Annotated in this window: 24 protein-coding genes and 2 tRNA genes; 15 read left to right on the top strand and 11 right to left on the bottom strand. The window is 66.8% G+C overall.

The window, feature by feature from the left end; translation table 11 throughout:
* Positions 1–85: 85 nt before the first annotated feature.
* The 8 genes from HQQ78_RS13695 to rpmH all read right to left on the bottom strand — a co-directional run bounded on the left by HQQ78_RS13695 (position 86) and on the right by rpmH (position 5,192).
* Entirely contained in the window at positions 86–1,033 is a 948-nt protein-coding gene (locus HQQ78_RS13695) for a ParB/RepB/Spo0J family partition protein (protein WP_173154052.1), read from the bottom strand.
* Positions 1,033–1,956, bottom strand: a complete 924-nt coding sequence (locus tag HQQ78_RS13690) for a ParA family protein (RefSeq protein WP_123571104.1) — start codon at positions 1,954–1,956, stop codon at positions 1,033–1,035. Before HQQ78_RS13690 ends, HQQ78_RS13695 begins: the two co-directional genes overlap by 1 nt.
* A gap of 222 nt (positions 1,957–2,178) precedes the next feature.
* Positions 2,179–2,814 (bottom strand): 16S rRNA (guanine(527)-N(7))-methyltransferase RsmG, encoded by a 636-nt coding sequence (gene rsmG / locus HQQ78_RS13685; RefSeq protein ID WP_056044233.1) that lies wholly within the window; start codon positions 2,812–2,814, stop codon positions 2,179–2,181.
* Between the two features lie 10 nt (positions 2,815–2,824).
* Complete coding sequence (locus HQQ78_RS13680; RefSeq protein WP_159828380.1) at positions 2,825–3,388, bottom strand: R3H domain-containing nucleic acid-binding protein; 564 nt, start codon at positions 3,386–3,388, stop codon at positions 2,825–2,827.
* Positions 3,385–4,341, bottom strand: a complete 957-nt coding sequence (gene yidC / locus HQQ78_RS13675) for a membrane protein insertase YidC (RefSeq protein ID WP_056044230.1) — start codon at positions 4,339–4,341, stop codon at positions 3,385–3,387. The genes HQQ78_RS13680 and yidC overlap by 4 nt, the downstream gene beginning before the upstream one ends.
* Positions 4,342–4,351: 10 nt before the next feature.
* The gene (gene yidD / locus HQQ78_RS13670; protein WP_082460104.1) at positions 4,352–4,714 is read right to left on the bottom strand and encodes a membrane protein insertion efficiency factor YidD; all 363 of its coding nucleotides are present in this window, start codon (positions 4,712–4,714) and stop codon (positions 4,352–4,354) included.
* Positions 4,711–5,046: a ribonuclease P protein component gene (gene rnpA / locus HQQ78_RS13665; protein WP_056044228.1), complete on the bottom strand. Its 336-nt coding sequence runs from the start codon at positions 5,044–5,046 to the stop codon at positions 4,711–4,713. Before rnpA ends, yidD begins: the two co-directional genes overlap by 4 nt.
* Before the next feature lie 8 nt (positions 5,047–5,054).
* Positions 5,055–5,192, bottom strand: a complete 138-nt coding sequence (rpmH, locus tag HQQ78_RS13660; RefSeq protein ID WP_043595303.1) for a 50S ribosomal protein L34 — start codon at positions 5,190–5,192, stop codon at positions 5,055–5,057.
* Positions 5,193–5,580: 388 nt separating this feature from the next.
* Between rpmH and dnaA the strand changes: the two genes are divergently transcribed.
* The 10 genes from dnaA to HQQ78_RS13610 all read left to right on the top strand — a co-directional run bounded on the left by dnaA (position 5,581) and on the right by HQQ78_RS13610 (position 17,011).
* The gene (gene dnaA, locus HQQ78_RS13655) at positions 5,581–6,996 is read left to right on the top strand and encodes a chromosomal replication initiator protein DnaA (RefSeq protein WP_056044226.1); all 1,416 of its coding nucleotides are present in this window, start codon (positions 5,581–5,583) and stop codon (positions 6,994–6,996) included.
* Between the two features lie 497 nt (positions 6,997–7,493).
* A complete protein-coding gene (gene dnaN / locus HQQ78_RS13650; protein WP_056044224.1) occupies positions 7,494–8,642 on the top strand; it encodes a DNA polymerase III subunit beta in 1,149 nt (382 codons plus the stop codon).
* 60 nt (positions 8,643–8,702) lie between these two features.
* Entirely contained in the window at positions 8,703–9,590 is an 888-nt protein-coding gene (gene gnd / locus HQQ78_RS13645) for a phosphogluconate dehydrogenase (NAD(+)-dependent, decarboxylating) (RefSeq protein ID WP_056044222.1), read from the top strand.
* A 17-nt stretch (positions 9,591–9,607) separates the two neighbouring features.
* On the top strand, positions 9,608–10,852 hold the full coding sequence (gene recF / locus HQQ78_RS13640) for a DNA replication/repair protein RecF (protein ID WP_173154049.1): 1,245 nt from the start codon (positions 9,608–9,610) through the stop codon (positions 10,850–10,852).
* The gene (locus tag HQQ78_RS13635) at positions 10,849–11,403 is read left to right on the top strand and encodes a DciA family protein (protein WP_173154046.1); all 555 of its coding nucleotides are present in this window, start codon (positions 10,849–10,851) and stop codon (positions 11,401–11,403) included. The genes recF and HQQ78_RS13635 overlap by 4 nt, the downstream gene beginning before the upstream one ends.
* A gap of 166 nt (positions 11,404–11,569) precedes the next feature.
* Entirely contained in the window at positions 11,570–13,543 is a 1,974-nt protein-coding gene (gyrB, locus tag HQQ78_RS13630; protein WP_056044219.1) for a DNA topoisomerase (ATP-hydrolyzing) subunit B, read from the top strand.
* Positions 13,544–13,620: 77 nt separating this feature from the next.
* On the top strand, positions 13,621–16,308 hold the full coding sequence (gene gyrA, locus HQQ78_RS13625) for a DNA gyrase subunit A (RefSeq protein ID WP_056044217.1): 2,688 nt from the start codon (positions 13,621–13,623) through the stop codon (positions 16,306–16,308).
* On the top strand, positions 16,301–16,708 hold the full coding sequence (locus HQQ78_RS13620; protein ID WP_043595295.1) for a DUF3566 domain-containing protein: 408 nt from the start codon (positions 16,301–16,303) through the stop codon (positions 16,706–16,708). The genes gyrA and HQQ78_RS13620 overlap by 8 nt, the downstream gene beginning before the upstream one ends.
* 73 nt (positions 16,709–16,781) lie before the next feature.
* Positions 16,782–16,855 (top strand) — tRNA-Ile (locus tag HQQ78_RS13615).
* A gap of 83 nt (positions 16,856–16,938) precedes the next feature.
* A tRNA-Ala gene (locus tag HQQ78_RS13610) sits at positions 16,939–17,011 on the top strand.
* A 246-nt stretch (positions 17,012–17,257) separates the two neighbouring features.
* Here HQQ78_RS13610 and HQQ78_RS13605 read toward each other — a convergent pair.
* Entirely contained in the window at positions 17,258–17,794 is a 537-nt protein-coding gene (locus HQQ78_RS13605; protein ID WP_173154043.1) for a hypothetical protein, read from the bottom strand.
* Positions 17,795–17,931: 137 nt separating this feature from the next.
* Here HQQ78_RS13605 and HQQ78_RS13600 point away from each other — a divergent pair, with 137 nt between their 5' ends.
* A complete protein-coding gene (locus HQQ78_RS13600; protein WP_173154040.1) occupies positions 17,932–18,471 on the top strand; it encodes a peptidylprolyl isomerase in 540 nt (179 codons plus the stop codon).
* A complete protein-coding gene (locus HQQ78_RS13595) occupies positions 18,472–19,320 on the top strand; it encodes a rhomboid family intramembrane serine protease (protein WP_173154037.1) in 849 nt (282 codons plus the stop codon).
* A gap of 161 nt (positions 19,321–19,481) precedes the next feature.
* Here HQQ78_RS13595 and HQQ78_RS13590 read toward each other — a convergent pair whose 3' ends face one another.
* Positions 19,482–19,715: a cell division protein CrgA gene (locus HQQ78_RS13590; RefSeq protein ID WP_043595289.1), complete on the bottom strand. Its 234-nt coding sequence runs from the start codon at positions 19,713–19,715 to the stop codon at positions 19,482–19,484.
* Between the two features lie 152 nt (positions 19,716–19,867).
* Between HQQ78_RS13590 and HQQ78_RS13585 the strand changes: the two genes are divergently transcribed.
* From HQQ78_RS13585 to HQQ78_RS13575, 3 genes are read left to right on the top strand one after another with little or no spacing between them, the layout of a single operon-like run.
* Positions 19,868–20,644, top strand: a complete 777-nt coding sequence (locus HQQ78_RS13585) for a class E sortase (protein ID WP_173154034.1) — start codon at positions 19,868–19,870, stop codon at positions 20,642–20,644.
* A 2-nt stretch (positions 20,645–20,646) separates the two neighbouring features.
* On the top strand, positions 20,647–20,808 hold the full coding sequence (locus HQQ78_RS13580; RefSeq protein WP_173154031.1) for a hypothetical protein: 162 nt from the start codon (positions 20,647–20,649) through the stop codon (positions 20,806–20,808).
* Positions 20,805–21,443, top strand: coding sequence for an aminodeoxychorismate/anthranilate synthase component II (locus HQQ78_RS13575; protein ID WP_123571112.1), 639 nt, complete (start codon positions 20,805–20,807; stop codon positions 21,441–21,443). The genes HQQ78_RS13580 and HQQ78_RS13575 overlap by 4 nt, the downstream gene beginning before the upstream one ends.
* Positions 21,444–21,560: 117 nt before the next feature.
* Here the strand turns inward: HQQ78_RS13575 and pknB are convergent, their stop codons facing one another.
* The gene (gene pknB / locus HQQ78_RS13570; RefSeq protein WP_173154027.1) at positions 21,561–23,267 is read right to left on the bottom strand and encodes a Stk1 family PASTA domain-containing Ser/Thr kinase; all 1,707 of its coding nucleotides are present in this window, start codon (positions 23,265–23,267) and stop codon (positions 21,561–21,563) included.
* Positions 23,268–23,395 lie beyond the last annotated feature (128 nt).

The raw sequence follows: 23,395 nt of genomic DNA, 5'->3' as shown, positions 1-23,395 counted from the left end.
CAACAAGAACCGCCCCTACCGGCAAAGGCAGGGGCGGTCGATGTTTCACGTGAAACCGATGCCGGTCAACGCTGAGGGCAATCAGTCACGACTCCTGGTCGTGTCCCAACTGGCCGAGGATGCGATTCAGGTCCTGCATGGACGCGAAATCGATGGTGATCGACCCCTTCCGAGCGCCCAAGGACACCTTGACCCGCGTCTCGAACCGGTCACCGAGGGTCTCGGCCACCTCGTCCAGATGAGCCTGGTGCTTGCCGGGAGTGGCCGTGCGCGTCGACTTCGGCTTCGCGCTGCCACCTGCAGCGATGGACTCGGCAGCTCGCACGCTGAGGTCTTCATTGACGATGCGATCCGCGAGACGAGCCATGAGGACCGGATCACCCGTGCTCAGGATCGCCCGAGCGTGGCCAGCGGTGAGGACGCCGGAGGCGACTCTCCGTTGGACGGCTGCCGGCAACCTCAGCAGCCGCAGGGTGTTCGTGATCTGGGGGCGGCTCCGACCGATGCGGGTCGCCAGTTCATCCTGGGTGATGCCAAAGTCAGCAAGAAGTTGCTGATAAGCAGAGGCTTCTTCGAGAGGGTTGAGCTCGGCGCGGTGCAGGTTCTCCAGCAAGGCATCACGCAGCATCGCGTCGTCGGCGGTGTCTTTGACGATGGCGGGGATCGTTGCGAGCCCCAGCTCTTTGGTCGCTCGCAGGCGCCGCTCGCCCATCACCAGCTCGTACTGTGCTGCTCCCTTGCCGCCGTTCTTGATCGGGCGGACGACGATGGGCTGCAGTACGCCCACCTCTCGGATCGAGGTCACCAACTCAGCGAGCTCTTCCGCGCGGAACTCGGCCCGAGGCTGCTGCGCGTTCGGAGCGATGTCCAGCGGATTCAGGTTGGCGAGACGAGCCCCCGGCACGGCGATGAGTTCGTCGGCCGTCTGCTGTGCCGTCGGGAAGAAGACGTCGACCGGGCGGTCCTGGCTCTCGTCGGAGACGGGGATGAGGGCGCCGATGCCGCGCCCGAGACCGGTTCGCTTGGTTGCCATTACTGGGGTGCTCCTCGACGTGCTAGTTCGGCGGCCGCCTCGAGGTACGAGATCGACCCGGGGGAGTTGGTGTCGTAGCTGATGACGGTCTGCCCGTAACCGGGGGCCTCACTGATCCTGACGGACCGGGGTATGAGAGTGTTCAGCGCCTCATCAGGGAAATGCTCGCGAACGTCGGCGACGACCTGCTGAGCAAGGTTCGTCCGGCCGTCGTACATCGTCAGCAGGATGCTCGACACCTTGAGCTTGGGGTTCAGGTGCTTCTCGATCAACTGGATGTTGCGCAGCAGCTGGCTCAACCCCTCGAGTGCGTAGTACTCGCACTGGATGGGGATGAGTACTTCACTGGCTGCGACGAATGCGTTGATCGTGAGCAACCCGAGCGACGGAGGGCAATCGATGAAGACGTAGTCGTAACGATCGCCGGCGTCCTCGGTCTTGCTGAGGTACTCGGACAACGCCCTGCTCAGTCGTTGCTCGCGAGCGACGAGTGAGACGAGTTCGATCTCGGCGCCGGCGAGATGGATGGTCGCGGGGATGCAGAAGAGCGTGTCGAACTCCGGGCTCTTCTGGACGACGTCCGCTACCTCGCCGTCGTTCACCACGACGTCGTAGACACTCGGGGTCTCTGCCCGGTGTTCCACACCGAGGGCCGTGGAGGCGTTGCCCTGGGGATCGAGATCGATGACCAGAACCTTGGCCCCACTCCGCGCAAGGGCGGCGGAGAGATTGACGGTGGTCGTGGTCTTGCCGACACCGCCTTTCTGGTTCGAGACGGTGATCACTCGGGTCGAGGCGGGCGACGGGAGCGGTTCGCGAGACAGGGCCTTCTTACGACGGTTCAGGTCGGCAAGCTCTCGAGCCAGGGGAGTGCTTCTGTCGTCGTCAGCCGAGGAACTCACTGAGGGTCTCCGTATCGCCATGTTTCACGTGAAACGACCTACCCGGAGGTGTGATCACGCCGCTGCGAGGCGGCACGGTGATCATCGGGGATCGGAGACCGAGTCTATCGGCAGGCCCCGACAAAGACGGGGACCCGAGGTCCGCGTGCCTGCCTAACCACTTCGGTCGACACGGAGCGCAAACCCCCGAGTATTCGAACATGGCCTGGTCAAAGCCACATTACCGTCACTCACTTGGACCAGTCAGTCCAAGGTGGCGATGAACACCCGGGTCGTCTCGTCGACGAGCCCAACGCCCAGTTCACGAGCCTCGACGTCGATGAGGTGGTGGCGGGCGATCACCTTGCGGGCGGCGGCGATCTCGTCGTCGACCCGAGCGCCCTTCATCAACAGCAGCTGCCCCCCGGTCTTCACCAGAGGCGCCGTCAGCGGGATCAACTTGGAGAGGGCCGACACGGCTCGAGCGGTCGCCTGGTCAAGCCACCCGTCCAGCTGCACGTCCTCGGCACGGGCACGGACGACCTCGACGTTGTCGAGCCCCATGCGATCGGCTTCAGCCGTCAGCCAGTCGACGCGCCGTTCCATCGGCTCGATCAGGACGAGCGTGGCGTCCGGACGAGCAGCAGCGAGCACGAGTCCCGGGAGGCCGGCACCCGACCCGATGTCCCCGACGCGACCCGCGACCAGCAGAGGTGCCAGCAAGCCACAGTTGACGACGTGGCGGGTCCAGAGACGCGGCAGCTCGAGCGGTCCGATCAGGCCGAGTTCTTCGCCGTGCTGGGCTAGGTCGGCCACATAGCGGCGAACGACGTCGAGCCGGTCGCCGAAGATCGTCGCCGCGACGGCGGGCTCGACCTCGAGGGTCGACGTGTCGGTCATGTCGTCCGGCTCAGGGACGCGTGATGACGGTGTGACGGTCGCGGCCTTCGCCCTCGGACTCCGAGGTGAATCCCCGCGCCGCGACGATGTCGTGCACGAGTTTGCGCTCGTAGGACGACATGGGGGGCAGGGCCGCCGAGGTGGCGCCGTCCTCGAGCTTCGAGACCGCGTGGTCGACCAGGCGGCCGAGTTCCGTCTCGCGAGTGGCCCGGGATCCCCCGATGTCGAGGATGAGGCGGGAGAACTCACCCGTCTTGGTCTGCACCGCGATGCGGGTCAGCTCTTGGAGGGCGTTGACGGTGTCGGGCTTCGACAGGACGCGCAGCTTCTGCTCACCGCTCGAGTCGACCGAGATGTACGAACGACCACCGCGGACCTCGATGTCGATGTCGCCGTCGAAGTCGCAGATGTCGAGCAGCTCTTCGATGTAGTCGGCGGCGATGTCGCCCTCGTCGAGGACGTCGGCGGCGTCGTCCGAGGCGACCTGCGCCTCCTCGGTGTCGTTCGAGACGACGGCGTCGTCGTTCTCGGCGGCGGGCTCGACGATGTCGGTCGTGGAGTCGTCAGAGGTCATTTCTTGGGGCCGTTCTGTTTCTTGGAGCGGTTCTTGCCGACGGGTTGGGTCCGCTGGGTCGTCTTCGGCACGGCAGGCGCCGACTCGATCTCGGTCACGGTGATGCTCGGGAGTCCCTTGCGCTGCTGCTTGCGCGCGAGGCGCTCTTCACGCGCCAGGGCAGCTTCGCTGCCAGGGGTGGGCATGTTGCGGATGACCAGGAACTGCTGGGCCATGGTCCAGACGTTCGAGGTGAGCCAGTAGAACATGACGCCGAGGGGGAACGACAGGCCCGAGAAGACGAACACGAGGGGGAGGAAGTACAAGAGCATGCGCTGCTGCTTGAACATGGGGCTCGCCTTGGTCTCGGGCGACATGTTCTTCGAGACGATCTGCAGCTGCGTGATGAACTGCGAGGCGGTCATGATGACCACCATCGCTCCGGCCATCAGGCGGACCTCCCAGGTGGTGGCACCCAGGAAGGTCTCTTTCAGGGGGGCGCCGAAGAGAGCCGACTCACCGAACGAGTTCGAGAGCGCCGCGTTCAGCAGGCCGATGCCCACCTTCTCTTGCTGCGCGTTGTGCAGCACGGTGTAGAGGCTGAAGAAGATCGGCATCTGGATCAGCAGGGGCAGGCACGAGCTGAGCGGGTTCGTCCCCGTGTCCTTATAGAGCGCCATGGTCTCGCGCGACATGGCCTCGCGGCTGAACTGGTCGCGCTTGCCCTTGTACTTGTCCTGGATCTTCTTGAGCCGGGGCGCGATCTCCATCATGCGTCGCTGGCTCTTGATCTGGCGGACGAAGATCGGGATGAGGCACGCCCGGACCACGAGGACCAGGCCGACGATCGAGAGCACCCACGTGCTGCCGGCCGCGGTGTCCATGCCGAACGCCGTGAGGACGTTGTGGAAGCCGACGAGGATCGCCTCGACGACCCATCTCAGGGGCCAGAGGATGGTGCCGATGAAGTCCATGGTGTTCGGGTCAGCCCTTTCCGTGGCTCTGTGCGGCGATGCGGCCCGTCCCGAGGAGGTCGGGGGCGGTGGTGCCGGATCGCGGTGTCACGAAGCCGGACTTCGTGACGCGGTACTTCTGTGTGCGGGGCTCGGGGACGTCGTCGACGCCTCCGGCTGCCCAGGGGTGACACCGGGCGATGCGCCAGCTGCCCATGGCCACGCCCCGCACGACGCCGTGCAGCTGGATGGCCTCGAGGGCGTACCGGGAACACGACGGGTAGTAGCGACAGACGTCGCCGTAGAGCGGGGAGACGACGGCGCGGTAGACGCGGAGGATGAGGACGCACGCGTTGCGGGGAAGCAACGCGACGAACTGCACCGCTCTTGTCACGCTCTCACGCCCCTGTCGACCACCTCGGAGATGTCCGACAGCAGGGTAGACCACGCAACGTCGGGGCTGCCTGGCAAGGCTCTGATCACGACGTCGAGCCCGCCGGGGATCGTCGGCAGGAGTTCGTGGCACACCCCCTTGAGCCGGCGCCGGACCGTGTTGCGGACGACCGCGTTGCCCACGGTCTTCGCCACGATGAAACCGAACCGGACCAGCTCGTCGTCACGACGCCGCACGTAGACGACCGAATGCGCCGTGCCCGACTTGCGGCCACGGCGCACGGTGGTTCGGTAGTCGTCTGCGCGGACGATCCGGTTGGCCCGGGCCAACACGGAAGTGGCTACGCCGAGAGCTCGGTGCGGCCCTTGCCACGACGGGCGGCGAGGATTGCGCGGCCGGCACGCGTACGCATGCGAGCACGGAAACCGTGCTTCTTGGCCCGACGACGGTTGTTCGGCTGGAACGTTCTCTTGCTCATGGTGGTCCTCCAGGAAAGCGGACCAGGCCTGTTGCCACGATCCGAGAAGTCTTGTACAGCCAACGCGGCTGAAATCAACTGATTAAAAGTACGCGTGATCGGAGCCCGGGTCAAACGGCCGCTTCCCAGGAGGTTTGTCCACAGTGTTGAAAACTCTGATTGCGGACTCCACACCCCGTCGAACTAAGGTGGGTACTTCTCGCGGTACTTCCGCGTGACTACGGGGAACACGCAGCGATCCCGGCCCGAACGGCGCCAACCGATCGGTGGAGAAAGCTGTGCATAACTCGTCCCGCACTCGTACCCTTCGAACACCGTCGGGTGAACGCGACCCGCACGCGGAGGCGGCCGGATCCGTCCGCTGCCGAACCGCGAGAAAGAGACTCCAGTGGCGCACACCGTCGACCCGGTCCAGGACCTGTGGCGTTCCGTCCTCGCGACGCTGACGACCGACGACCGCATCACGCCGCAGCTGCACGGCTTCATCAGCCTCGTGGAGCCCAAGGGCGTGCTGGGCGGCACCCTCTACCTCGAGGTGCCCAACGACCTGACCCGCGGCATGCTCGAACAACGGATCCGTGAGCCCCTGCTCGAGTCCATCGCCGGGTTGGGCGACACCTCCGTCTCGAGCTTCGCCATCACCGTCAACCCCGACATCACCCCGGACACCCTCACGCAGCAGGTCGAGCAGTCGGAGCCGGTCCACTACATCGAGGCGCCCTTCGTGCCGGCGCCCGTCGAGACGAGCGCGAGCGGGAAACGCAACGACTCCCGCCTGAACCCGAAGTACAGCTTCGACAACTTCGTCATCGGTGCGTCGAACCGATTCGCCCACGCCGCGGCCGTCGCCGTCGCCGAGGCTCCGGCCAAGGCCTACAACCCGCTCTTCGTCTACGGGGAGTCGGGGCTGGGCAAGACCCACCTGCTGCACGCCATCGGCCACTACGCCGAGACCATGTACCCGGGGATCCGGGTCAGGTACGTCAGCAGCGAGGAGTTCACGAACGACTTCATCAACTCGATCGCCAACAACCGGTCGAGCCTCTTCCAGCAGAGGTACCGAGAGATCGACATCCTGCTGATCGACGACATCCAGTTCCTGCAGGGCAAGGACAGCACCCAAGAGGCGTTCTTCCACACCTTCAACACCCTGCACGATCACGACAAGCAGCTGGTGATCACCAGCGACCTGCCGCCGAAGCACCTCACCGGCTTCGAGGACCGCATGCGTTCGCGCTTCGAGTGGGGCCTGATCACCGACGTCCAGGCTCCCGACCTCGAGACCCGCATCGCCATCCTGCGCAAGAAGGCCCAGAGCGAGAAGCTGCAGATCCGCGACGAGGTCCTCGAGTTCATCGCGACCAAGGTGTCGAGCAACATCCGTGAGCTCGAGGGCACCCTCATCAGGGTCACGGCCTTCGCCAGCCTGAACCGCACCGCCGTCGACCTGGCCCTCGTCCAGACCGTCCTCAAGGACCTGATCACGCTCGACGAGGACAACATCATCGCGCCGGTCGACATCATCAACCACACCGCGGACTACTTCAAGCTGACGGTCGACGACCTCTACGGATCGTCCCGCTCACAGGCCATCGCCACGGCCCGCCAGATCGCCATGTACCTGTGCCGCGAACTCACGAGCCTGTCACTGCCGAAGATCGGACAGCTGTTCGGCAACCGCGACCACACGACGGTCATGTACGCCAACAAGAAGATCAGCGAACTGATGAAGGAACGCCGGTCGATCTACAACCAGGTGACCGAACTCACCAGTCGCATCAAGCAGGACACCCGTTACAAGTGACGGGACGGCGGGCCGGGCCGGCCCGTCCTCCACGACCGTCCCGTCCGGGCGCCGACCACGTGTCGGCGCCCGTTCGTCGTTCCAGGAGGCGCTCGACGGGTCTGAGGGGGCCCTGGGGAGTCACGTTCCACACAGTGTGGATAACTTGTGGAAACTCGTGGATAACCGTGTCGACCTTGTTCACGGATCCGGGGGACCTGTGGGATCCCACTCGGAGCGACCGGCAGACCCCGAGCATTCTTGTCATTCGGTTCCACACGCCGTCCACAAGTCACACGCGTGTAGTTCCGCCGAGCCCCGGGGTTTTAAACAGGTTATCCACACTGTGCACAACGGTTAAGACTGTTAATCCTGGTTACAAGAAATTGATGGAGAGACAACCTTGTGGATCGATCCGGGCCCGGAGCCTCGGCTTTCGCCTCCCGGAAGGGCGGACCCCGATGCTGTGCCACTATTAACCGGCCATCCACGAGAGCGAAGTCGATAGGGGTCCCCGCGTGAAGTTCCAGGTCAACCGTGACGTCTTCAGCGATGCGGTCTCCTTCGCCGTCAAGCTGCTGCCCCAGCGCACCACCTTGCCGATCCTCAGCGGTGTCCTGATCGAGGCCGACGCCGACGGGCTCACCCTGTCGTCCTTCGACTACGAGGTCTCGGCCCAGACGAGCATCCCCGCCGAGATCGACGAACCGGGCACGATCCTGGTCTCCGGCCGACTGCTCGCCGACATCGCCAGCCGTCTGCCGAACGCGCCGGTCACCTTCTCCACCGAGGAGAATCGCATCTCGGTCAGCTGCGGATCCGCGAACTTCTCCCTGCTGAGCATGCCGGTCGAGGAGTACCCGACCCTGCCGACAGTCGGCGACCGTTCGGGCGTCGTGCCCGGCGACTCCTTCGCCCTCGCCGTCTCCCAGGTCGCGGTGGCGGCATCCCGCGACGACGTCACCCCGGTCATCACCGGCGTCCAGCTCGAGGTCACCGAGAACGCCCTCTCGCTCGTCGCCACCGATCGTTACCGCGTCGCCGTCCGAGGCATCGAATTCGATCCCGGCACCGTGGCGAGCACGACCACGACGACGGCTCTCGTCCCCGCACGCACGCTGCAAGAGGTCGGCAAGACCTTCGGCAACGCTGGCACCGTCTCGGTCTCGATCACCGGATCCGACGAGCGCGAGCTCATCGCGTTCCAGGCGGACAACAAGACCGTCACCTCGTTGCTCATCAAGGGGAACTTCCCTCCGGTGAAGCGTCTCTTCCCCGACACCGTCGAGAACTACGCCGTGATCAACACGGCCGAGCTCGTCGAGTCGGTCCGCCGCGTCTCGCTCGTCCTCGAGCGCGAGGCGGCCCTCAGGTTCACGTTCACGATCGACGGCCTCACCCTCGAGGCCATCGGAAGCGAACAAGCGCAGGCGTCAGAGTCGATCGATGCGTTGTTGACGGGAGAGGACACGGTGGTCTCGTTGAAACCGCAGTTCCTCCTCGACGGTCTCGGAGCAGTTCATTCCGAGTTCGTCCGCATCTCCTTCACCAAGACGGAGAACCCGAACAAGCCCGGTCCCGTGCTGATCACCAGTCAGTCCTCGAAAGACCAGGCCGGTGCTGACAGCTACAAGTACCTGCTGCAGCCCAACCTCCTCCTGCGCTAAGAGCGCTCTGCCAGCAACGGTGCCGCCTCCGGGCCCCACCGCCACGAACAAAGGAACCTCATGCACATCGGCCTCGTCGGTCTCGGCAAAATGGGCAACAACATGCGCGCCCGCCTGCGCGACAGCGGCATCGAGGTGACCGGTTACGACGCGAACCCCGCCGTCTCCGACGTCGCCAGCCTCGCCGAGCTCGCCACCACGCTCCCCGCCCCCCGCATCGTCTGGGTCATGGTGCCCGCGGGCGACATCACCGCCGGCGTCATCGAAGAGCTCTCGAACGAGCTCTCCGAAGGCGACCTGGTCATCGACGGTGGCAACTCGAAGTTCACCAGCGACTTCGCCAACGAGAAGCTCCTCGGCGGCAAGGGCATCAAGTACGTCGACGCCGGTGTCTCGGGCGGCGTCTGGGGCAAGGACAACGGCTACGGCCTCATGGTCGGTGGTTCCGCCGAGAACGTCGCCCTGGCGCAGCCGATCTTCGACGCCCTGCGGCCCGAGGGTCCTCGCGAAGAGGGCTTCGTCCACGCGGGCGACACCGGCGCGGGTCACTACGCGAAGATGGTCCACAACGGCATCGAGTACGCGATCATGCAGGCCTACGGCGAGGGCTACGAGCTGCTCGAGGCCCGAAGCGACCTCATCAAGGACGTCACCGGCACCTTCAAGGCCTGGCAGCGCGGCACCGTCGTGCGTTCCTGGCTGCTCGAGCTCATGGTCCTCGCCCTCGAGGCCGATCCCAAGCTCGCCGAGATCTCGGGTTACGTCGAGGACAGCGGCGAGGGTCGCTGGACCCTCGAAGAAGCCATCAACCACGCCGTGCCGATGCCGACGATCAGCGCGTCGATCTTCGCGCGCTTCGTCTCGCGTCAGGGCGAGGGTTCGCCGACGATGAAGGCCGTCGCCGCACTGCGCAACCAGTTCGGCGGCCACGCCGTCAAGAAGGCCTAGCGCCTCCACCGGCCCGCGTGCGAGTACTGCATCTCAGCCTGACGGACTTCCGCAACTACACGTCTGCCGAAGTCAGCCTCGCGCGCGGGCCGAACCTCTTCGTCGGCAGCAACGGCCAGGGGAAGACCAACCTAGTCGAGTCCCTGGGCTACCTGTCGAGTCTCGGATCCCACCGGGTGTCGTCGGATTCGGCTCTCATCCGCCAGGGCCGCGATTCGGCCGTCGTGCGGGCGCGATTGCTCGCCGACGAGCGCGAACTGCTGGCCGAGGTGCAGATCAACCGGTCGTCGCCGAACCGGGCGCAGGTCAACCGTGGGGCCATCAAGCCTCGCGAGCTTCCGCGCTACTTCACGAGCGTCCTCTTCGCTCCCGAGGACCTCGCGCTCGTCCGGGGCGAGCCGTCCGGCCGTCGACGCTTCCTCGACGAACTCCTGGTGGCCCGGTCGCCCCGGTTCGCCGGCGTGCAGACCGACTACGACCGGGTGCTCAGACAACGCAACACGCTCCTGAAGTCGGCCCGCGCCTCCGGGGTGAAGGCCGGTCAGCTCGGCACGCTCGACATCTGGGACGAACGTCTCGTGGCCCTCGGCAGCGAACTCGTCGTCGCGCGTGACCGGCTCGCGGCCGACCTGGCCCCCGAGGTGGCCCGTGCCTACGCGGCGGTGGCGGGCGCGGACCACGCCGCACACCTCTCGACGGTGCTGAGCATCCGGGGCGCGACACCCGACGACGAGACGACCGCGGCCGAGGGGCCGACCGAGTCCATCCCCGCCGACCAGGTGCCCAACGTCTTCCGTCAGGCGCTGGCCCGTGTCCGACCGACCGAGCTCGAGCGGGGGCTGACGCTCGTCGGGCCGCACCGCGACGACCTCTTCCTCTCGCTCAACGGGCTCCCCGCGCGCGGCTACGCCAGCCACGGCGAGTCCTGGTCGTTCGCCCTCGCGCTGAAGCTGGCCTCGGCCGCCGTGGTCCGGGTCGACTCGCCGACGGGCGACCCGGTGATCGTGCTCGACGACGTCTTCGCCGAACTCGACGGATCCCGTCGCGAACGTCTGGCCGACGCCGTCGCCGACTACGAGCAGGTCCTCATCACGGCGGCGGTCGAGGGCGACGTCCCCTCACGACTCAAGGCCCATACGGTCCGGATCGCCAAGGGGACGATCCTCGACGACGCCCCCGCCGTCGACGGTCCGGGCGACGACGCGGTCGTCACCGCGGTGGCCGGCGACGAGGGGCCCGGCGACGCCGAGGAGGCGCGGTGAGCGTCGACGACGCACCGCAGCTTCCGGCGTCCACGCCACCCGCGCCTCCTGAGCCCGAGGCGCAGCCCGACAGCGAGGCCCAACGGGTCTATCTGCGGTTCCGCCGGGTGTTCGGCGACCCCAACTCGCGGTCGCGCGACGCCCGGAAGCGCAAGTCGATCAAGTTGGGCTCCCCGAGCCAGCCGTTCGGCACGGGACGCGAGCCCCGGGGCATCGCCGACGTCCTCTCGGCCGTCACCAACGAACTCGGCTGGAACAGCCCGTTGGCCCAGTCCGAGCTGATGACCGCGTGGCCCGACATGGTGGGGGCGGAGCTGGCCGCGCACTCGGATCCGGTCTCGATCGACGACGGCACGTTGACCGTCCAGTGCGACTCGACGGCGTGGGCGACGCAACTGCGGCTGATGCGCACGCAGGTCACGACGACCATCGTGAAGAGGTACCCGGACGCGGGCATCCAGTCGGTGCGTTTCCTGGCACCCAACGCCCCGACCTGGAAACGCGGCCCCAGATCGGTTCCAGGGCGGGGCCCTCGCGATACTTATGGTTGACGAGGGTGAATCGTCCAAGTGCGGTGGGAAAATCCGTCTGAGGGCGGATTTCGCCCCGCGGCGGACAGGCCTGCGGTAGACTCGGAAGGTCGTCCGAGGGCCGCCCAGACAGCGGTCGCGACCGGTCGGCACATCTTCGTCCCGTCCGGCAGGAGCCCCCACGCACATGTCAGCTGATCCCACCGACGCCCAGCCCGACGACACCTACGGCGCCAGTGCGATCCAGGTCCTCGAGGGTCTCGAGGCCGTGCGCAAGCGTCCCGGCATGTACATCGGCTCGACGGGGCCCCGTGGTCTGCACCACCTGGTCTACGAGATCGTCGACAACTCGGTCGACGAGGCCCTGGCCGGCCACTGCGACCACATCGAGATCACCATGCGCGAGGACGGCGGCGTCCGCGTCGTCGACAACGGTCGCGGCATCCCGGTGGACGTCCACCCCGTCGAGGGTCGGTCGACCGTCGAGGTCGTCCTCACCGTGCTGCACGCCGGCGGCAAGTTCGGCGGCGGCGGTTACGCCGTGTCGGGTGGCCTGCACGGCGTCGGCAGCTCGGTCGTCAACGCCCTGTCCAGCGAACTCGACGTCGAGGTCCGCCGGCAGGGCAACGTCTACCGCCAGAGCTTCACCGACGGCGTGCCCGTCGCGCCGCTGGCCAAGGGCGAAGAGGACGACACGACCGGCACGACGATCACGTTCTGGCCCAACTCCGAGATCTTCGAGACCGTCGAGTTCGACTACGAGACGCTGCGCACCCGGTTCCAGCAGATGGCGTTCCTCAACAAGGGCCTCCGCATCGAGCTCAGCGACGAGCGCGTGCAAGAGGACGACGCCGAGCCCCGCCACGACGTCTTCCACTACGAGAAGGGCCTCGTCGACTACGTCGAGTACCTGAACACGACCAAGAAGGTCGAGACCGTCCACGACGACATCATCGCCTTCGAGCAGGAAGACACCGAGAAGAAGATCTCGCTCGAGGTCGCGATGCAGTGGAACACCTCGTACCAAGAGAGCGTCCACACCTACGCGAACACGATCAACACCCACGAGGGCGGTACGCACGAAGAGGGCTTCCGTGCAGCGCTGACCACGCTGATCAACCGTTACGCGCGCGAGAAGAACTTCCTCAAGGAGAAGGACGACAACCTCTCGGGCGACGACGTCCGCGAAGGCCTGACGGCCGTCATCTCGATCAAGCTCGGCGAGCCGCAGTTCGAGGGCCAGACGAAGACCAAGCTCGGCAACACCGAGGCCAAGTCGTTCGTGCAGAAGGTGGCCGGGTCGCAGCTGAACGACTGGTTCGACCGCAACCCCAAGCAGGCCGCCGAGATCGTCCGCAAGGGCATCCTCGCGTCGCAGGCCCGTCTGGCCGCGCGCAAGGCCCGTGAGCAGACCCGCCGCAAGGGCGTGCTCGAGTCGAACGGCATGCCCGGCAAGCTCAAGGACTGCCAGAGCAAGGACCCCTCGCGCAGCGAGATCTTCATCGTCGAGGGCGACTCGGCCGGTGGCTCGGCCGTCCAGGGCCGCAACCCCGAGACCCAGGCGATCCTCCCGCTGCGGGGCAAGATCCTCAACGTCGAGAAGGCCCGGCTCGACCGTGCCCTCGGCAACAACGAGGTGCAGGCCATGATCAAGGCCTTCGGCGCCGACATCGGAGAAGACTTCGATCCCGACAAGGCGAGGTACCACAAGATCGTCCTGATGGCCGATGCCGACGTCGACGGCCAGCACATCACGACGCTGTTGCTCACCCTGCTCTTCCGCTACATGCGGCCGCTGATCGACCTCGGCTACGTCTACCTGGCGCAGCCGCCGCTCTACAAGCTCAAGTGGAGCAACGCCAGCCACGAGTACGTGTACAGCGACGCCGAGCGCGACGCGGTGCTCGTGTCGGGTCGCGCGGCCGGCAAGCGCATCCCGAAGGAGAACGCGATCCAGCGTTACAAGGGCCTCGGCGAGATGGATTACAAAGAGCTGTGGGAGACCACGATGGACCCCGACACCCGCACGCTGCTGCAGGTGACGCTCGAGGACGCCGTGGCCGCGGACACCATCTTCGACACCCTGATGGGCGAGAACGTCGAGTCGCGCCGCAACTTCATCCAGCAGAACGCGAAAGACGTCCGCTTCCTCGACATCTGATGCGCGCCTCCGGCTGATCCGGAGCACGCCCGCGCCCCGACGAGCACCACGGGGCAGACCACGACAAACGGAGAATCATGGCCGACGAGCCGACAGACACCCCCGAGGGCACCGACGCCGAGGGTGCCCAGACCTTCGCCGAGGCACCGAAGCGCGACAGCATCGAGCAGGTCGACCTGCAGCTCGAGATGCAGCGTTCGTACCTCGACTACGCGATGAGCGTCATCGTCGGCCGGGCCCTGCCCGAGGTGCGAGACGGCCTCAAGCCCGTGCACCGCCGCGTCATCTACGCGATGTACGACGGTGGCTACCGCCCCGATCGCGCGTTCTCGAAGTGCTCGCGCGTGGTCGGCGACGTCATGGGCCAGTTCCACCCCCACGGTGACACGGCGATCTACGACGCGCTGGTGCGTCTCGTCCAGCCGTGGAGCCTGCGCTACCCGCTGGCGCTCGGCCAGGGCAACTTCGGCTCGCCCGGCAACGACGGCGCCGCCGCCCCGCGGTACACCGAGACCAAGATGGCCCCGCTCGCGCTCGAGATGGTGCGCGACATCGACGAGGACACCGTCGACTTCCAGGACAACTACGACGGTCGCACCCGCGAGCCGGCCATCCTGCCCAGCCGGTTCCCCAACCTGCTGGTCAACGGCTCGGTCGGCATCGCCGTCGGCATGGCGACCAACATCCCGCCGCACAACCTCCGCGAGGTCGCCTCGGGCGCACAGTGGTACCTCGAGAACCCCACCGCGACGCGTGAAGAGCTGCTCGAGGCGCTCATGCAGCGCGTCAAGGGCCCCGACTTCCCGACGGGGGCACAGATCCTCGGGGTCCGGGGCATCCAGGACGCCTACCGCACGGGCCGCGGTTCGATCACGATGCGTGCCGTCGTCAACGTCGAGGAGATCCAGGGTCGTACCTGCCTCGTCGTCACCGAGCTGCCCTACCAGGTCAACCCCGACAACCTCGCGATCAAGATCGCCGAGCTGGTCAAGGACGGCCGCATCGGCGGGATCGCCGACATCCGCGACGAGACCTCCGGTCGCACGGGTCAGCGCCTGGTCATCGTGCTCAAGCGCGACGCCGTCGCCAAGGTCGTGCTGAACAACCTCTACAAGCACACGAGCCTGCAAGAGAACTTCGGCGCGAACATGCTCGCGATCGTCGACGGCGTTCCCCGCACGCTCGCGCTCGACGGCTTCATCTCGGCGTGGGTCGACCACCAGATCGACGTCATCCAGCGCCGCACGCGTTTCCGTCTGAAGAAGGCCGAAGCCGACGCGCACATCCTGCGCGGCTACCTCAAGGCGCTCGACGCCCTCGACGAGGTCATCGCGCTCATCCGCCGGTCGCCGACCGTCGAGGAGGCGCGCGCGGGTCTCATGGACCTCCTCGACGTCGACGAGGTCCAGGCCTCGGCCATCCTCAACCTGCAGCTGCGTCGCCTGGCCGCCCTCGAGCGTCAGAAGATCCAGGACGACGCCGACAAGCTCGAGCGCGAGATCGCCGACTACCAGGACATCCTGGCCAAGCCGGAGCGTCAGCGCACCATCGTCAGCGACGAGCTCGCCGAGATCACCGACAAGTACGGCGACGACCGTCGCACCGAGATCATGTTCGGCTTCGACGGCGACATGAGCGTCGAAGACCTCATCCCCGAAGAAGAGATGGTCGTCACCATCACCCGGGGTGGCTACGTCAAGCGCACCCGCAGCGACAACTACCGCAGCCAGCACCGGGGCGGCAAGGGCGTCCGCGGAGCACAGCTGCGAGCCGACGACGTCGTGGACCACTTCTTCGTGACGACCACCCACCACTGGCTGCTGTTCCTCACGAACAAGGGTCGGGTCTACCGCGCCAAGACCTACGAGCTGCAGGAGGCCGGCCGAGACGCCAAGGGCCAGCACGTGGCCAACCTGCTCGCCATGCAGCCCGACGAACAGATCTCGCAGGTGCTCGACATCCGCGACTACGAGGTCGCGGACTACCTCGTGCTCGCCACCCGCGACGGCCTGATCAAGAAGACCTCGCTGACCGAGTACGACACGAACCGCACCGGCGGCATCATCGCGATCAACCTGCGCGACGACGACGAACTCGTCTCGGCTCTGCTGGTGGACGAGCACGACGACCTGTTGCTCGTCTCGCGTCACGGCATGTCGCTGCGTTTCACGGCCACCAACGAGTCGCTGCGCCCCATGGGCAGGTCGACCTCGGGCGTGAAGGGCATGACCTTCCGTGACGACGACACGCTGCTCAGCGCCTCCGTCGTCGGTGAAGAGGGCTACGTCTTCGTCGTCACCGAGGGCGGCTACGCCAAGCGCACGGCCGCCGACCAGTACCGCGTCCAGAACCGTGGCGGTCTCGGCATCAAGGTGGCGAAGCTCGCCGAGGCGCGGGGAGACCTCGCCGGTGCCCTGATCGTCGGCGAGGACGACGAGGTGCTGGTGGTGCTGTCCGGCGGCAAGGTGGTCCGCTCAGCCGTCTCCGAGGTGCCGGCCAAGGGCCGTGACACGATGGGCGTCGTCTTCGCCCGCTTCGCGAGCGACGATCGCATCATCGCCGTGGCCCGCAACAGTGAGCGCAATCTCGCGGCCGAGGTCGACGAGAGTGCGGACGCCGTGGCCGAGGCCGTAGTGTCTGTCGAGTCCGTCGAGTCCGTCGACGCCGACACCGAGATCCCCACGACCGACGTCACGTCGGTCGATGCCGAGTCGACCGACGACGAGGCCCCCGGAACCGCCGGAGAGGAAACGAACAATGAGTAGTGTCGCCGAGAGACTGCAGAAGAAGGCGAAACGACCGTCCGGCACCAAGCAGGTCCGTCTCAAGCTGGTCTACATCGACTTCTGGTCGGTCGTGAAGCTGGCTTTCCTGATCTCGGTCGCGATCGGCATCATCACGGTCGTCGCCACCTTCCTCATCTGGGCGATCCTGAACCAGACCGGCATCTTCGACGACCTCGACGCCCTGCTGCGGGACATCCTCGGCGACTCGAGCTTCTCGATCCAGGACACCTTCAACGTCGGCCAGATCATGCTCTTCTCGATCGTGGTGGCCATCCTCAACGTCGTCGTCGGCACGGTCCTCGGGGCCATCGTCGCCGTCCTCTACAACCTGAGCGTGCGCATCACCGGCGGTCTCCTCGTCGGATTCACCAACAACTGATCCACATTTCGAGTCGGTTGAACCCGCCGATTCGAGTTCGCCGTCGTGGTGCTGTAGGCTTTACGACGGTCCGGGGGCTATAGCTCAGGCGGTTAGAGCGCTTCGCTGATAACGAAGAGGTCATAGGTTCAAGTCCTATTAGCCCCACGCAGTACCGGTCTCACATCACGCGCGTCTCCTGACGCGCAGGGTGGTGAGATCGTGCTCGTTCCCCCGGTGACCGGGGGGTCGGGGCCTTAGCTCAGTTGGTAGAGCGCCTGCTTTGCAAGCAGGATGTCGGGAGTTCGATTCTCCCAGGCTCCACTGGATTGCCTTGCCCCTGTCCGCTGACTCCGTCAGCGGACAGGGGCAATTCTCTTGTGCTGGTCTGGGGGCCCTCCGGGCCCGTGTCGGCTTCGCCGACGTGCGTGCAACGTTGGGCCTTAGGCAGTGTCTGTGCTGGTGCTGGGGCTAGGGCCGGATCAGCGTCGAATGCTGCAGTCGTCGGGGGCAGGGACGACGAAGGGCCCGCCTCCGGGGAGGCGGGCCCTTCGTGGGGGGTGTGGGGGACTACGCCTTGGTGTCGGCGTCGTCGTCGGCGACCCAGAGCTCGTCGTCGGCACGAAGCGTCTGCACGGCCGCGAACACGAGGGCACCGAGAGCGACGACGCCCACGCCGATCAGCAGGACGCCGCCGACGCCGGGGCCCGACTTCTGCTGGCGCGGCACGTACTTCGCCGCGGCCTTCTTGCCCTGCTTCTTGGCGTTCTTCACGGCCTTCGCGACCTTCGGGTCGTTCGCGAGGTCGAGGTTGCCGAGAGCCGACGAGAACGCCGGGTAGACGTCGTGCTTCAGGCGGTCCTGAGCGACCGACGCGTAGTGCGAGCCGGTCGAGAGACCCTGCGAGACCACGGGGCGGACGTTCGAGTCCACCGCGTGCTTGATCTGGGGGACGACCTTCTTGTTCGCGATCTTGACGGCGTCGTCGCGGTAGCCGCCGATGACCTTGCCGGCGTGGTCGATCACGCCGCGCTGCTCACCCCACACCGCCACAGCGTGCTTCTTGAACTTCTTGAGTTCTTTCTTCTGCTTGCGTGACAGGGCCATGAACGTTCCTCCAACGAGTAGGCAGTGGAGCCAGAGTTGCTGGCCCGTCCCAGTGTGGCACGGAGGTTCCTGACAGGTCACGGAACGGTGCCTGGGGAGTCGCTGGTGCGTCGAGGTGGCTGTGGAAGAATGACGACATGTCAACGCACACCGCTGTCGCCACCCTCACCACCAACCACGGCACCATCAAGTTGAACCTCTTCGGCGACCACGCCCCGAAGACCGTCGCCAACTTCGTCGGTCTCGCCACCGGCACCAAAGAGTGGACCCACCCGGCCACCGGCAAGGTCAGCACCGACAAGCTCTACGACGGCGTCGTCTTCCACCGCATCATCAAGGACTTCATGCTGCAGGGCGGCGACCCGCTCGGCCAGGGCGTCGGCGGGCCCGGCTACCAGTTCGACGACGAGATCCACCCCGAGCTGAACTTCAACGCCCCCTACATCTTCGCGATGGCCAACGCCGGCTCGCGCGGCGGCAAGGGCACCAACGGTTCGCAGTTCTTCATCACGACGGTTCCGACCCCGTGGCTGCAGGGCAAGCACACCATCTTCGGCGAGGTCGCCGACGACGAGTCCAAGAAGGTCGTCGACGCGATCGAGGCCGTCAAGACCGACGCGCGCGACAAGCCCCTCGAGGACGTGGTGCTCGAGAGCGTCACCATCGACGAGGTCTAGGTGACCGATCCGCACGATCGCTCGAACTTCTGCTATCGGCACCCCGACCGGCAGAGCTTCGTCCTCTGCCAGAGGTGCGGTCGCACCATCTGTGGCGAGTGCCAGACGCCCGCCGCGGTGGGGGTCCACTGCCCGGAGTGCGTGAAGGAGGCGCGGGGCAACGCACCGCGCCTCCAACCGCAGGTGGTCGGTCGGGTCCGTAGCGCGTCTCGGCGAGGCGTCCCCGTCGTCACCTACGGCATCATCAGCGTGACCGTCGCGGTGTTCCTCTTGCAACTCGTGACCGGTACGGGCAACGGCGTGGTCACGCGGGCCCTGGCGTTCTACCCGCCGCTCGAGATCGTGCAGCCCTGGCGCGCCGTCACGACGATGTTCGTGCACGGGAGCGTCCTGCACATCCTCTTCAACATGTACTCGCTGTACATCTTCGGGGCAGAACTCGAACGTCAATTGGGGCGAGGTCGGTTCGCCGCCCTCTACTTCCTCTCGGGGATCGGCGGCTCGGCCGCTGTCGCCCTCCTGGCACCGGGAAGCTTCGTGGTCGGTGCCTCCGGGGCCATCTTCGGCCTCATGGCGGCGTTCTTCGTCATCGCCCGCAGCCTCGGTGGTCGCAGCATCCAGCTCCTGGTGCTGGTCGGCATCAACCTCGCGATCGGGTTCATCGTGCCCGGCATCGCGTGGCAGGCCCACCTCGGGGGCATCGTCGTGGGCGGGGCGATAGCGTTCCTGTTCTCGAAGACCCGTCACCGGTCGAAGCACGCCGTGCAGATCGCGGTGCTCGTCGCGATCGGCGTGATCGTCGTCGCGGTGCTCCTGGCCAGATCGGCCCAGCTGGTCGGGCTGTTCTAGACCACGCGGACGGTGAACGACGAGAGGCGGCTCCCCATCGGGGAGCCGCCTCTTCTCGTCGGCCGACGCGATCTCATCCGCCCGAGTTATCCACAGGAAAGTTATCCACAGGGTTTCCCACAATGGGGATAGTTACAGGCGTGTAAGTTCGAAGGTGCGTTCTAGCGCCACCGGGTGGTCATCAAGAACCCGATGAACATGATCCCGAAGCCGACCAAGATGTTCCACGAGCCGAGCGAAGCCACCGGGAGGGTGCTCTGGCTGACGTAGAACACCACGATCCAGGCGAGACCGACGAGCATGAAGCCGAACATGACCGGCTTGAACCACACGGGGTTCGGCGCGTCCTCTGCGGTGCGGGCGGGCTTCGTGCTGCGGTTCGTGTCTTTGGCCATGGCGCACAGTGTACCGTGAGGCCCTTTTCGGTCCTGGGAGGGTCGCCGCGTCCGTCCCCGGGTACGCCCGCGTTCTCCACATGCTCTCCACACGTTGTCCACCGGTGGTCGCCACAGTCTCCGGGGGAGCGGAGCCCGCCTAGAATCGAGTCATGACGGACCACGGGGGCGAGGCCCAGCTCTCGAGACGCACGAAACGTCGCCGTCGATCCCGCGCCTCCTTCGTCAGCGTCCTCGGAGAACTGCTCATCACGGCCGGCGTCCTGGTGCTGCTCTTCATCGGGTGGCAGCAGTGGTTCAACGACCTCGTCGTCGCCGACGCCCACAAGGGCGAGGCGGCACGGCTGAGCGAGCAGTTCGACCAGGCGGCGACTGCGGCCCCCGAGCCGTCGTCCGACGGCTCGTACGGTGAGCCGCCCGTGGGGGCGGCGCCCGGCGAGGCCGAGGAGTTCGCCAACTTCTACGTCCCTCGGTTCGGCGCCGACTACGCGGTCCCGATCGCCGGGGGGACGAGCACCGTGCGAACACTCAACAAGATCGGCATCGGTCACTACGACGAGACGCAGATGCCCGGCCAGGTCGGCAACTTCGGCATCGCCGCCCACCGGACCACCTACGGGGCGCCGTTCAACGAGATCGCCGACCTGCAAGAGGGCGACAAGATGTACGTCCAGACCCAGGACGGTTGGTTCACGTACTCGTTCCGCAACCTGCAGTACGTCCAGGCCACGCAGGTCTCGGTGCTGCAGCAGGTGCCCGACGCTCCCGACGTGTCGGCGACCTCGGGCGACCGCCTGATCACCCTGACGAGCTGCAATCCGATGTTCACCGCCCAAGAACGCATCGTCGCCTACGGTGTGTTCGACTCGTGGCAGCCGCTGTCGGCCGGCGTACCCGCCGAGCTCGCCGCTGCCGGAATCGGAGGCTGACCGTGTACGCCGCCCTCTGGCGCATCCTGCCCGGACCCTGGTGGGTCAGGCTCGTGCTCGTGCTCGTCCTGATCGCCGCCGTGCTGTTCGCCCTCGTCGAGTGGGTCTTCCCCTACGTCAACGAACTCCTGCCCACCCCCGACGTCACCGTGGAGCAACCATGACGCGCATCCTCGTCCTCGACAACTACGACAGCTTCGTCTACACGCTGAACGGGTACCTCCAGCAGTTGGGTGCCGAGACGGACGTCGTCCGCAACGACGCGTTCGACGCGGCCGACACCGCCGACCGCATCGCCGAGTACGACGCCGTGCTGCTGTCGCCCGGCCCGGGGACCCCCGCTGCCGCCGGCGTCTCCATCGACGTCGTGCACGCCGCGCTGGCGGCCGACAAGCCGCTGCTGGGCGTCTGCCTCGGGCACCAGGCCATCGCCGAGGCGCTGGGGGCCACCGTGACGCACGCCGACGAACTGATGCACGGCAAGACGTCGAAGGTCGAACACGACGACAGCGCGTTCTACGACGGGGTCCCGCAGCCGTTCACCGCGACGCGGTACCACTCGCTCGCCGTGGTGGACGAGACGGTGCCCGAGACGCTCGAGGTGACCTCGCGCACCACGGGCGGCGTCATCATGGGCCTGCAGCACCGTTCCGCGCCGGTCTACGGCGTGCAGTTCCACCCCGAGTCGGTGCTGACCCAGGGCGGTTACCAGATGATCGGCAACTGGTTGTCGGTCGCCGGTTTGCCGGGGGCAGCCGTGACGGCCCGGGGGCTCGACCCGCTCGTCGACCTGGGCTGAACGTCCGAGCCCGTCGTCCGGACGTCGAAGTCCGAGCGTCGTGCTCTCGGCGTCTCGCTCCGAGCGGCGAACTGGCTTCGTCGGACCTCGGCGTCGCTCCGTGGCTGTTGCGAGGGCTCAGCCGGTGCAGATGCGCAGGGTGACCGCCGAGCCCTGAGCCACGTCACCGGGCGGGACGCTCATGCCCGACACCGTCTCACCGGTGCAGCCGGGGTCGGCCTGCGGGGTGACCGCCAGACCGAGCTGGTCGCGCAGGGTCGTGATGGCTTCTTCCGACGGCTGGCGGGTGACGTCGGGAAGCTGCACGAGACCGTTGGACACCACGATGTCGACACCCGAGCCGAGGGCGACCTGGGCAGCCGCTGCCGGATCGGACGAGAGGACGGACCCCTCGGGAACGGTGGGCGAGTAGTCGGAGCTCTGCTGGCCCCGTTCGAGACCAGCATCGGTGATGGCCTGCCAAGCGGCGTCGACGGTCTGACCGGTGACCGACGGCATGGCGACGAGTTGGGGCCCCGACGAGACGGTCACCGTGACGGCGAATTCTTTCGGGACGGACGTGCCGGGCTCCGGATCGGTCGACACGATGTCGCCGGCGTCGATCGTCGGGCTGGTGGCGTCGGCACGGACGACCGTCAGGCCCAGGTCGTCGAGGCGGGCGGATCCGGTCTCGAAGCTGACCCCGACGAGGTCGGGGATGCGAGACGACTGGGCGTTGTCGACGGTGGGAGGCGTGAGGTTGACCACCCAGAAGACGACGGCGACGATGACGACGGCCACGAGCACGATGCCCGCCCAGATCCAGGCGACGGGCGGCCGGGTCTGCGTTCGTTGGGGCCGTCCGGTGTCGTCCGACTGCAGTTCTTTCAGCGCGGCCTCGCTGCCCGCATTCGCGTGCGGGTTGACGCCGAAGAGCGTGGAGCCGGCGTCGACCGCGTGCGGCCGGCGGGCCGGAGCACGACCGGCGCCCGCGGCTTCGAGGTCGTCGCGGAACTCGGCGGCGCTCTGGAAGCGGTCGAAGCGGTCTTTGGTGAGTGCGTGGAGGACGACGGCGTCGAGCGCCGGACTGACCTGCCGCTCGAGCGTGCTCGGGGGGACGGGAGGCTCGCTGACGTGACGGTAGGCGACCGCGACGGCACTGTCGCCGGTGAAGGGCGGCTTGCCCGTGAGCAACTCGAAGAGCATGACGCCGGTCGAGTAGAGGTCGGTGCGGGCGTCGACGGTCTCGCCGCGCGCCTGCTCGGGGCTGAAGTACTGCGCGGTGCCGAGGATGGCCGTCGTCTGCGCGACGGTGGCCGCCGAGTCGCTGATGGCGCGGGCGATGCCGAAGTCCATCACCTTGACCTGGCCCGAGTTGGTCAACATGACGTTGCCGGGCTTGATGTCGCGGTGGACCACGCCCGCCCGGTGCGAGTACTCGAGGGCCGTCAGCACGCCCGAGGTGACCCGGACGGCCTCGTCGGGGTCGAGTGGCCCTTCGGCGACGATGTCCTTGAGCAGACGCCCCTCGACGTACTCCATGACGATGAACGGGACGACCACGTCGAGCCCACGGCGGTCGCGGACGACCTCTTCGCCGGCGTCGAAGACCCGGACGATGGTCGGGTGGGCCATGCGGGCGGCGGCCTGGGCCTCTTGGCGGAACCTCGACCGGAAGGCCGGATCGGTCGCGAGGCTGGGCTTCATCAGCTTGACGGCGATCTTGCGGCCGAGTCGGACGTCGGTGCCGACGTGGACGTCGGCCATGCCACCGCGGCCGATCAGGTCACCGATCTGGTACCGGTTGGCGAGGAGATGGATGCTCTCTCTCACACCTTCAGCCACGCCTGTTCTCCCAACGACCCACCCCTGTCTGGCGACACGGTCGGAGCCAGTGTACCGGGGCGGTAGCCCCCGGACTGGGTACGGACCTAGGCCGAAGGGATGATTGTCAGGGCTTCGTGACCCCGGTC

This window comes from Frigoribacterium sp. VKM Ac-2859, from assembly GCF_013204925.1.
Taxonomy (GTDB): Bacteria; Actinomycetota; Actinomycetes; order Actinomycetales; family Microbacteriaceae; genus Frigoribacterium.
This window is presented reverse-complemented; position numbering and strand designations above follow the sequence as displayed.

Coding starts and splice junctions, on each gene's coding strand:
- rsmG (WP_056044233.1), bottom strand. CDS start 2,814: ATGACCGACACGTCGACCCTCGAGGTCGAGCCCGCCGTCGCGGCGACG.
- rpmH (WP_043595303.1), bottom strand. CDS start 5,192: ATGAGCAAGAGAACGTTCCAGCCGAACAACCGTCGTCGGGCCAAGAAG.
- HQQ78_RS13620 (WP_043595295.1), top strand. CDS start 16,301: ATGAGTAGTGTCGCCGAGAGACTGCAGAAGAAGGCGAAACGACCGTCC.
- HQQ78_RS13575 (WP_123571112.1), top strand. CDS start 20,805: ATGACGCGCATCCTCGTCCTCGACAACTACGACAGCTTCGTCTACACG.
- HQQ78_RS13605 (WP_173154043.1), bottom strand. CDS start 17,794: ATGGCCCTGTCACGCAAGCAGAAGAAAGAACTCAAGAAGTTCAAGAAG.
- HQQ78_RS13585 (WP_173154034.1), top strand. CDS start 19,868: ATGACGGACCACGGGGGCGAGGCCCAGCTCTCGAGACGCACGAAACGT.
- HQQ78_RS13600 (WP_173154040.1), top strand. CDS start 17,932: ATGTCAACGCACACCGCTGTCGCCACCCTCACCACCAACCACGGCACC.
- HQQ78_RS13690 (WP_123571104.1), bottom strand. CDS start 1,956: ATGGCGATACGGAGACCCTCAGTGAGTTCCTCGGCTGACGACGACAGA.
- HQQ78_RS13680 (WP_159828380.1), bottom strand. CDS start 3,388: ATGACCTCTGACGACTCCACGACCGACATCGTCGAGCCCGCCGCCGAG.
- gyrA (WP_056044217.1), top strand. CDS start 13,621: ATGGCCGACGAGCCGACAGACACCCCCGAGGGCACCGACGCCGAGGGT.
- gyrB (WP_056044219.1), top strand. CDS start 11,570: ATGTCAGCTGATCCCACCGACGCCCAGCCCGACGACACCTACGGCGCC.
- gnd (WP_056044222.1), top strand. CDS start 8,703: ATGCACATCGGCCTCGTCGGTCTCGGCAAAATGGGCAACAACATGCGC.
- HQQ78_RS13695 (WP_173154052.1), bottom strand. CDS start 1,033: ATGGCAACCAAGCGAACCGGTCTCGGGCGCGGCATCGGCGCCCTCATC.
- HQQ78_RS13590 (WP_043595289.1), bottom strand. CDS start 19,715: ATGGCCAAAGACACGAACCGCAGCACGAAGCCCGCCCGCACCGCAGAG.
- yidC (WP_056044230.1), bottom strand. CDS start 4,341: ATGGACTTCATCGGCACCATCCTCTGGCCCCTGAGATGGGTCGTCGAG.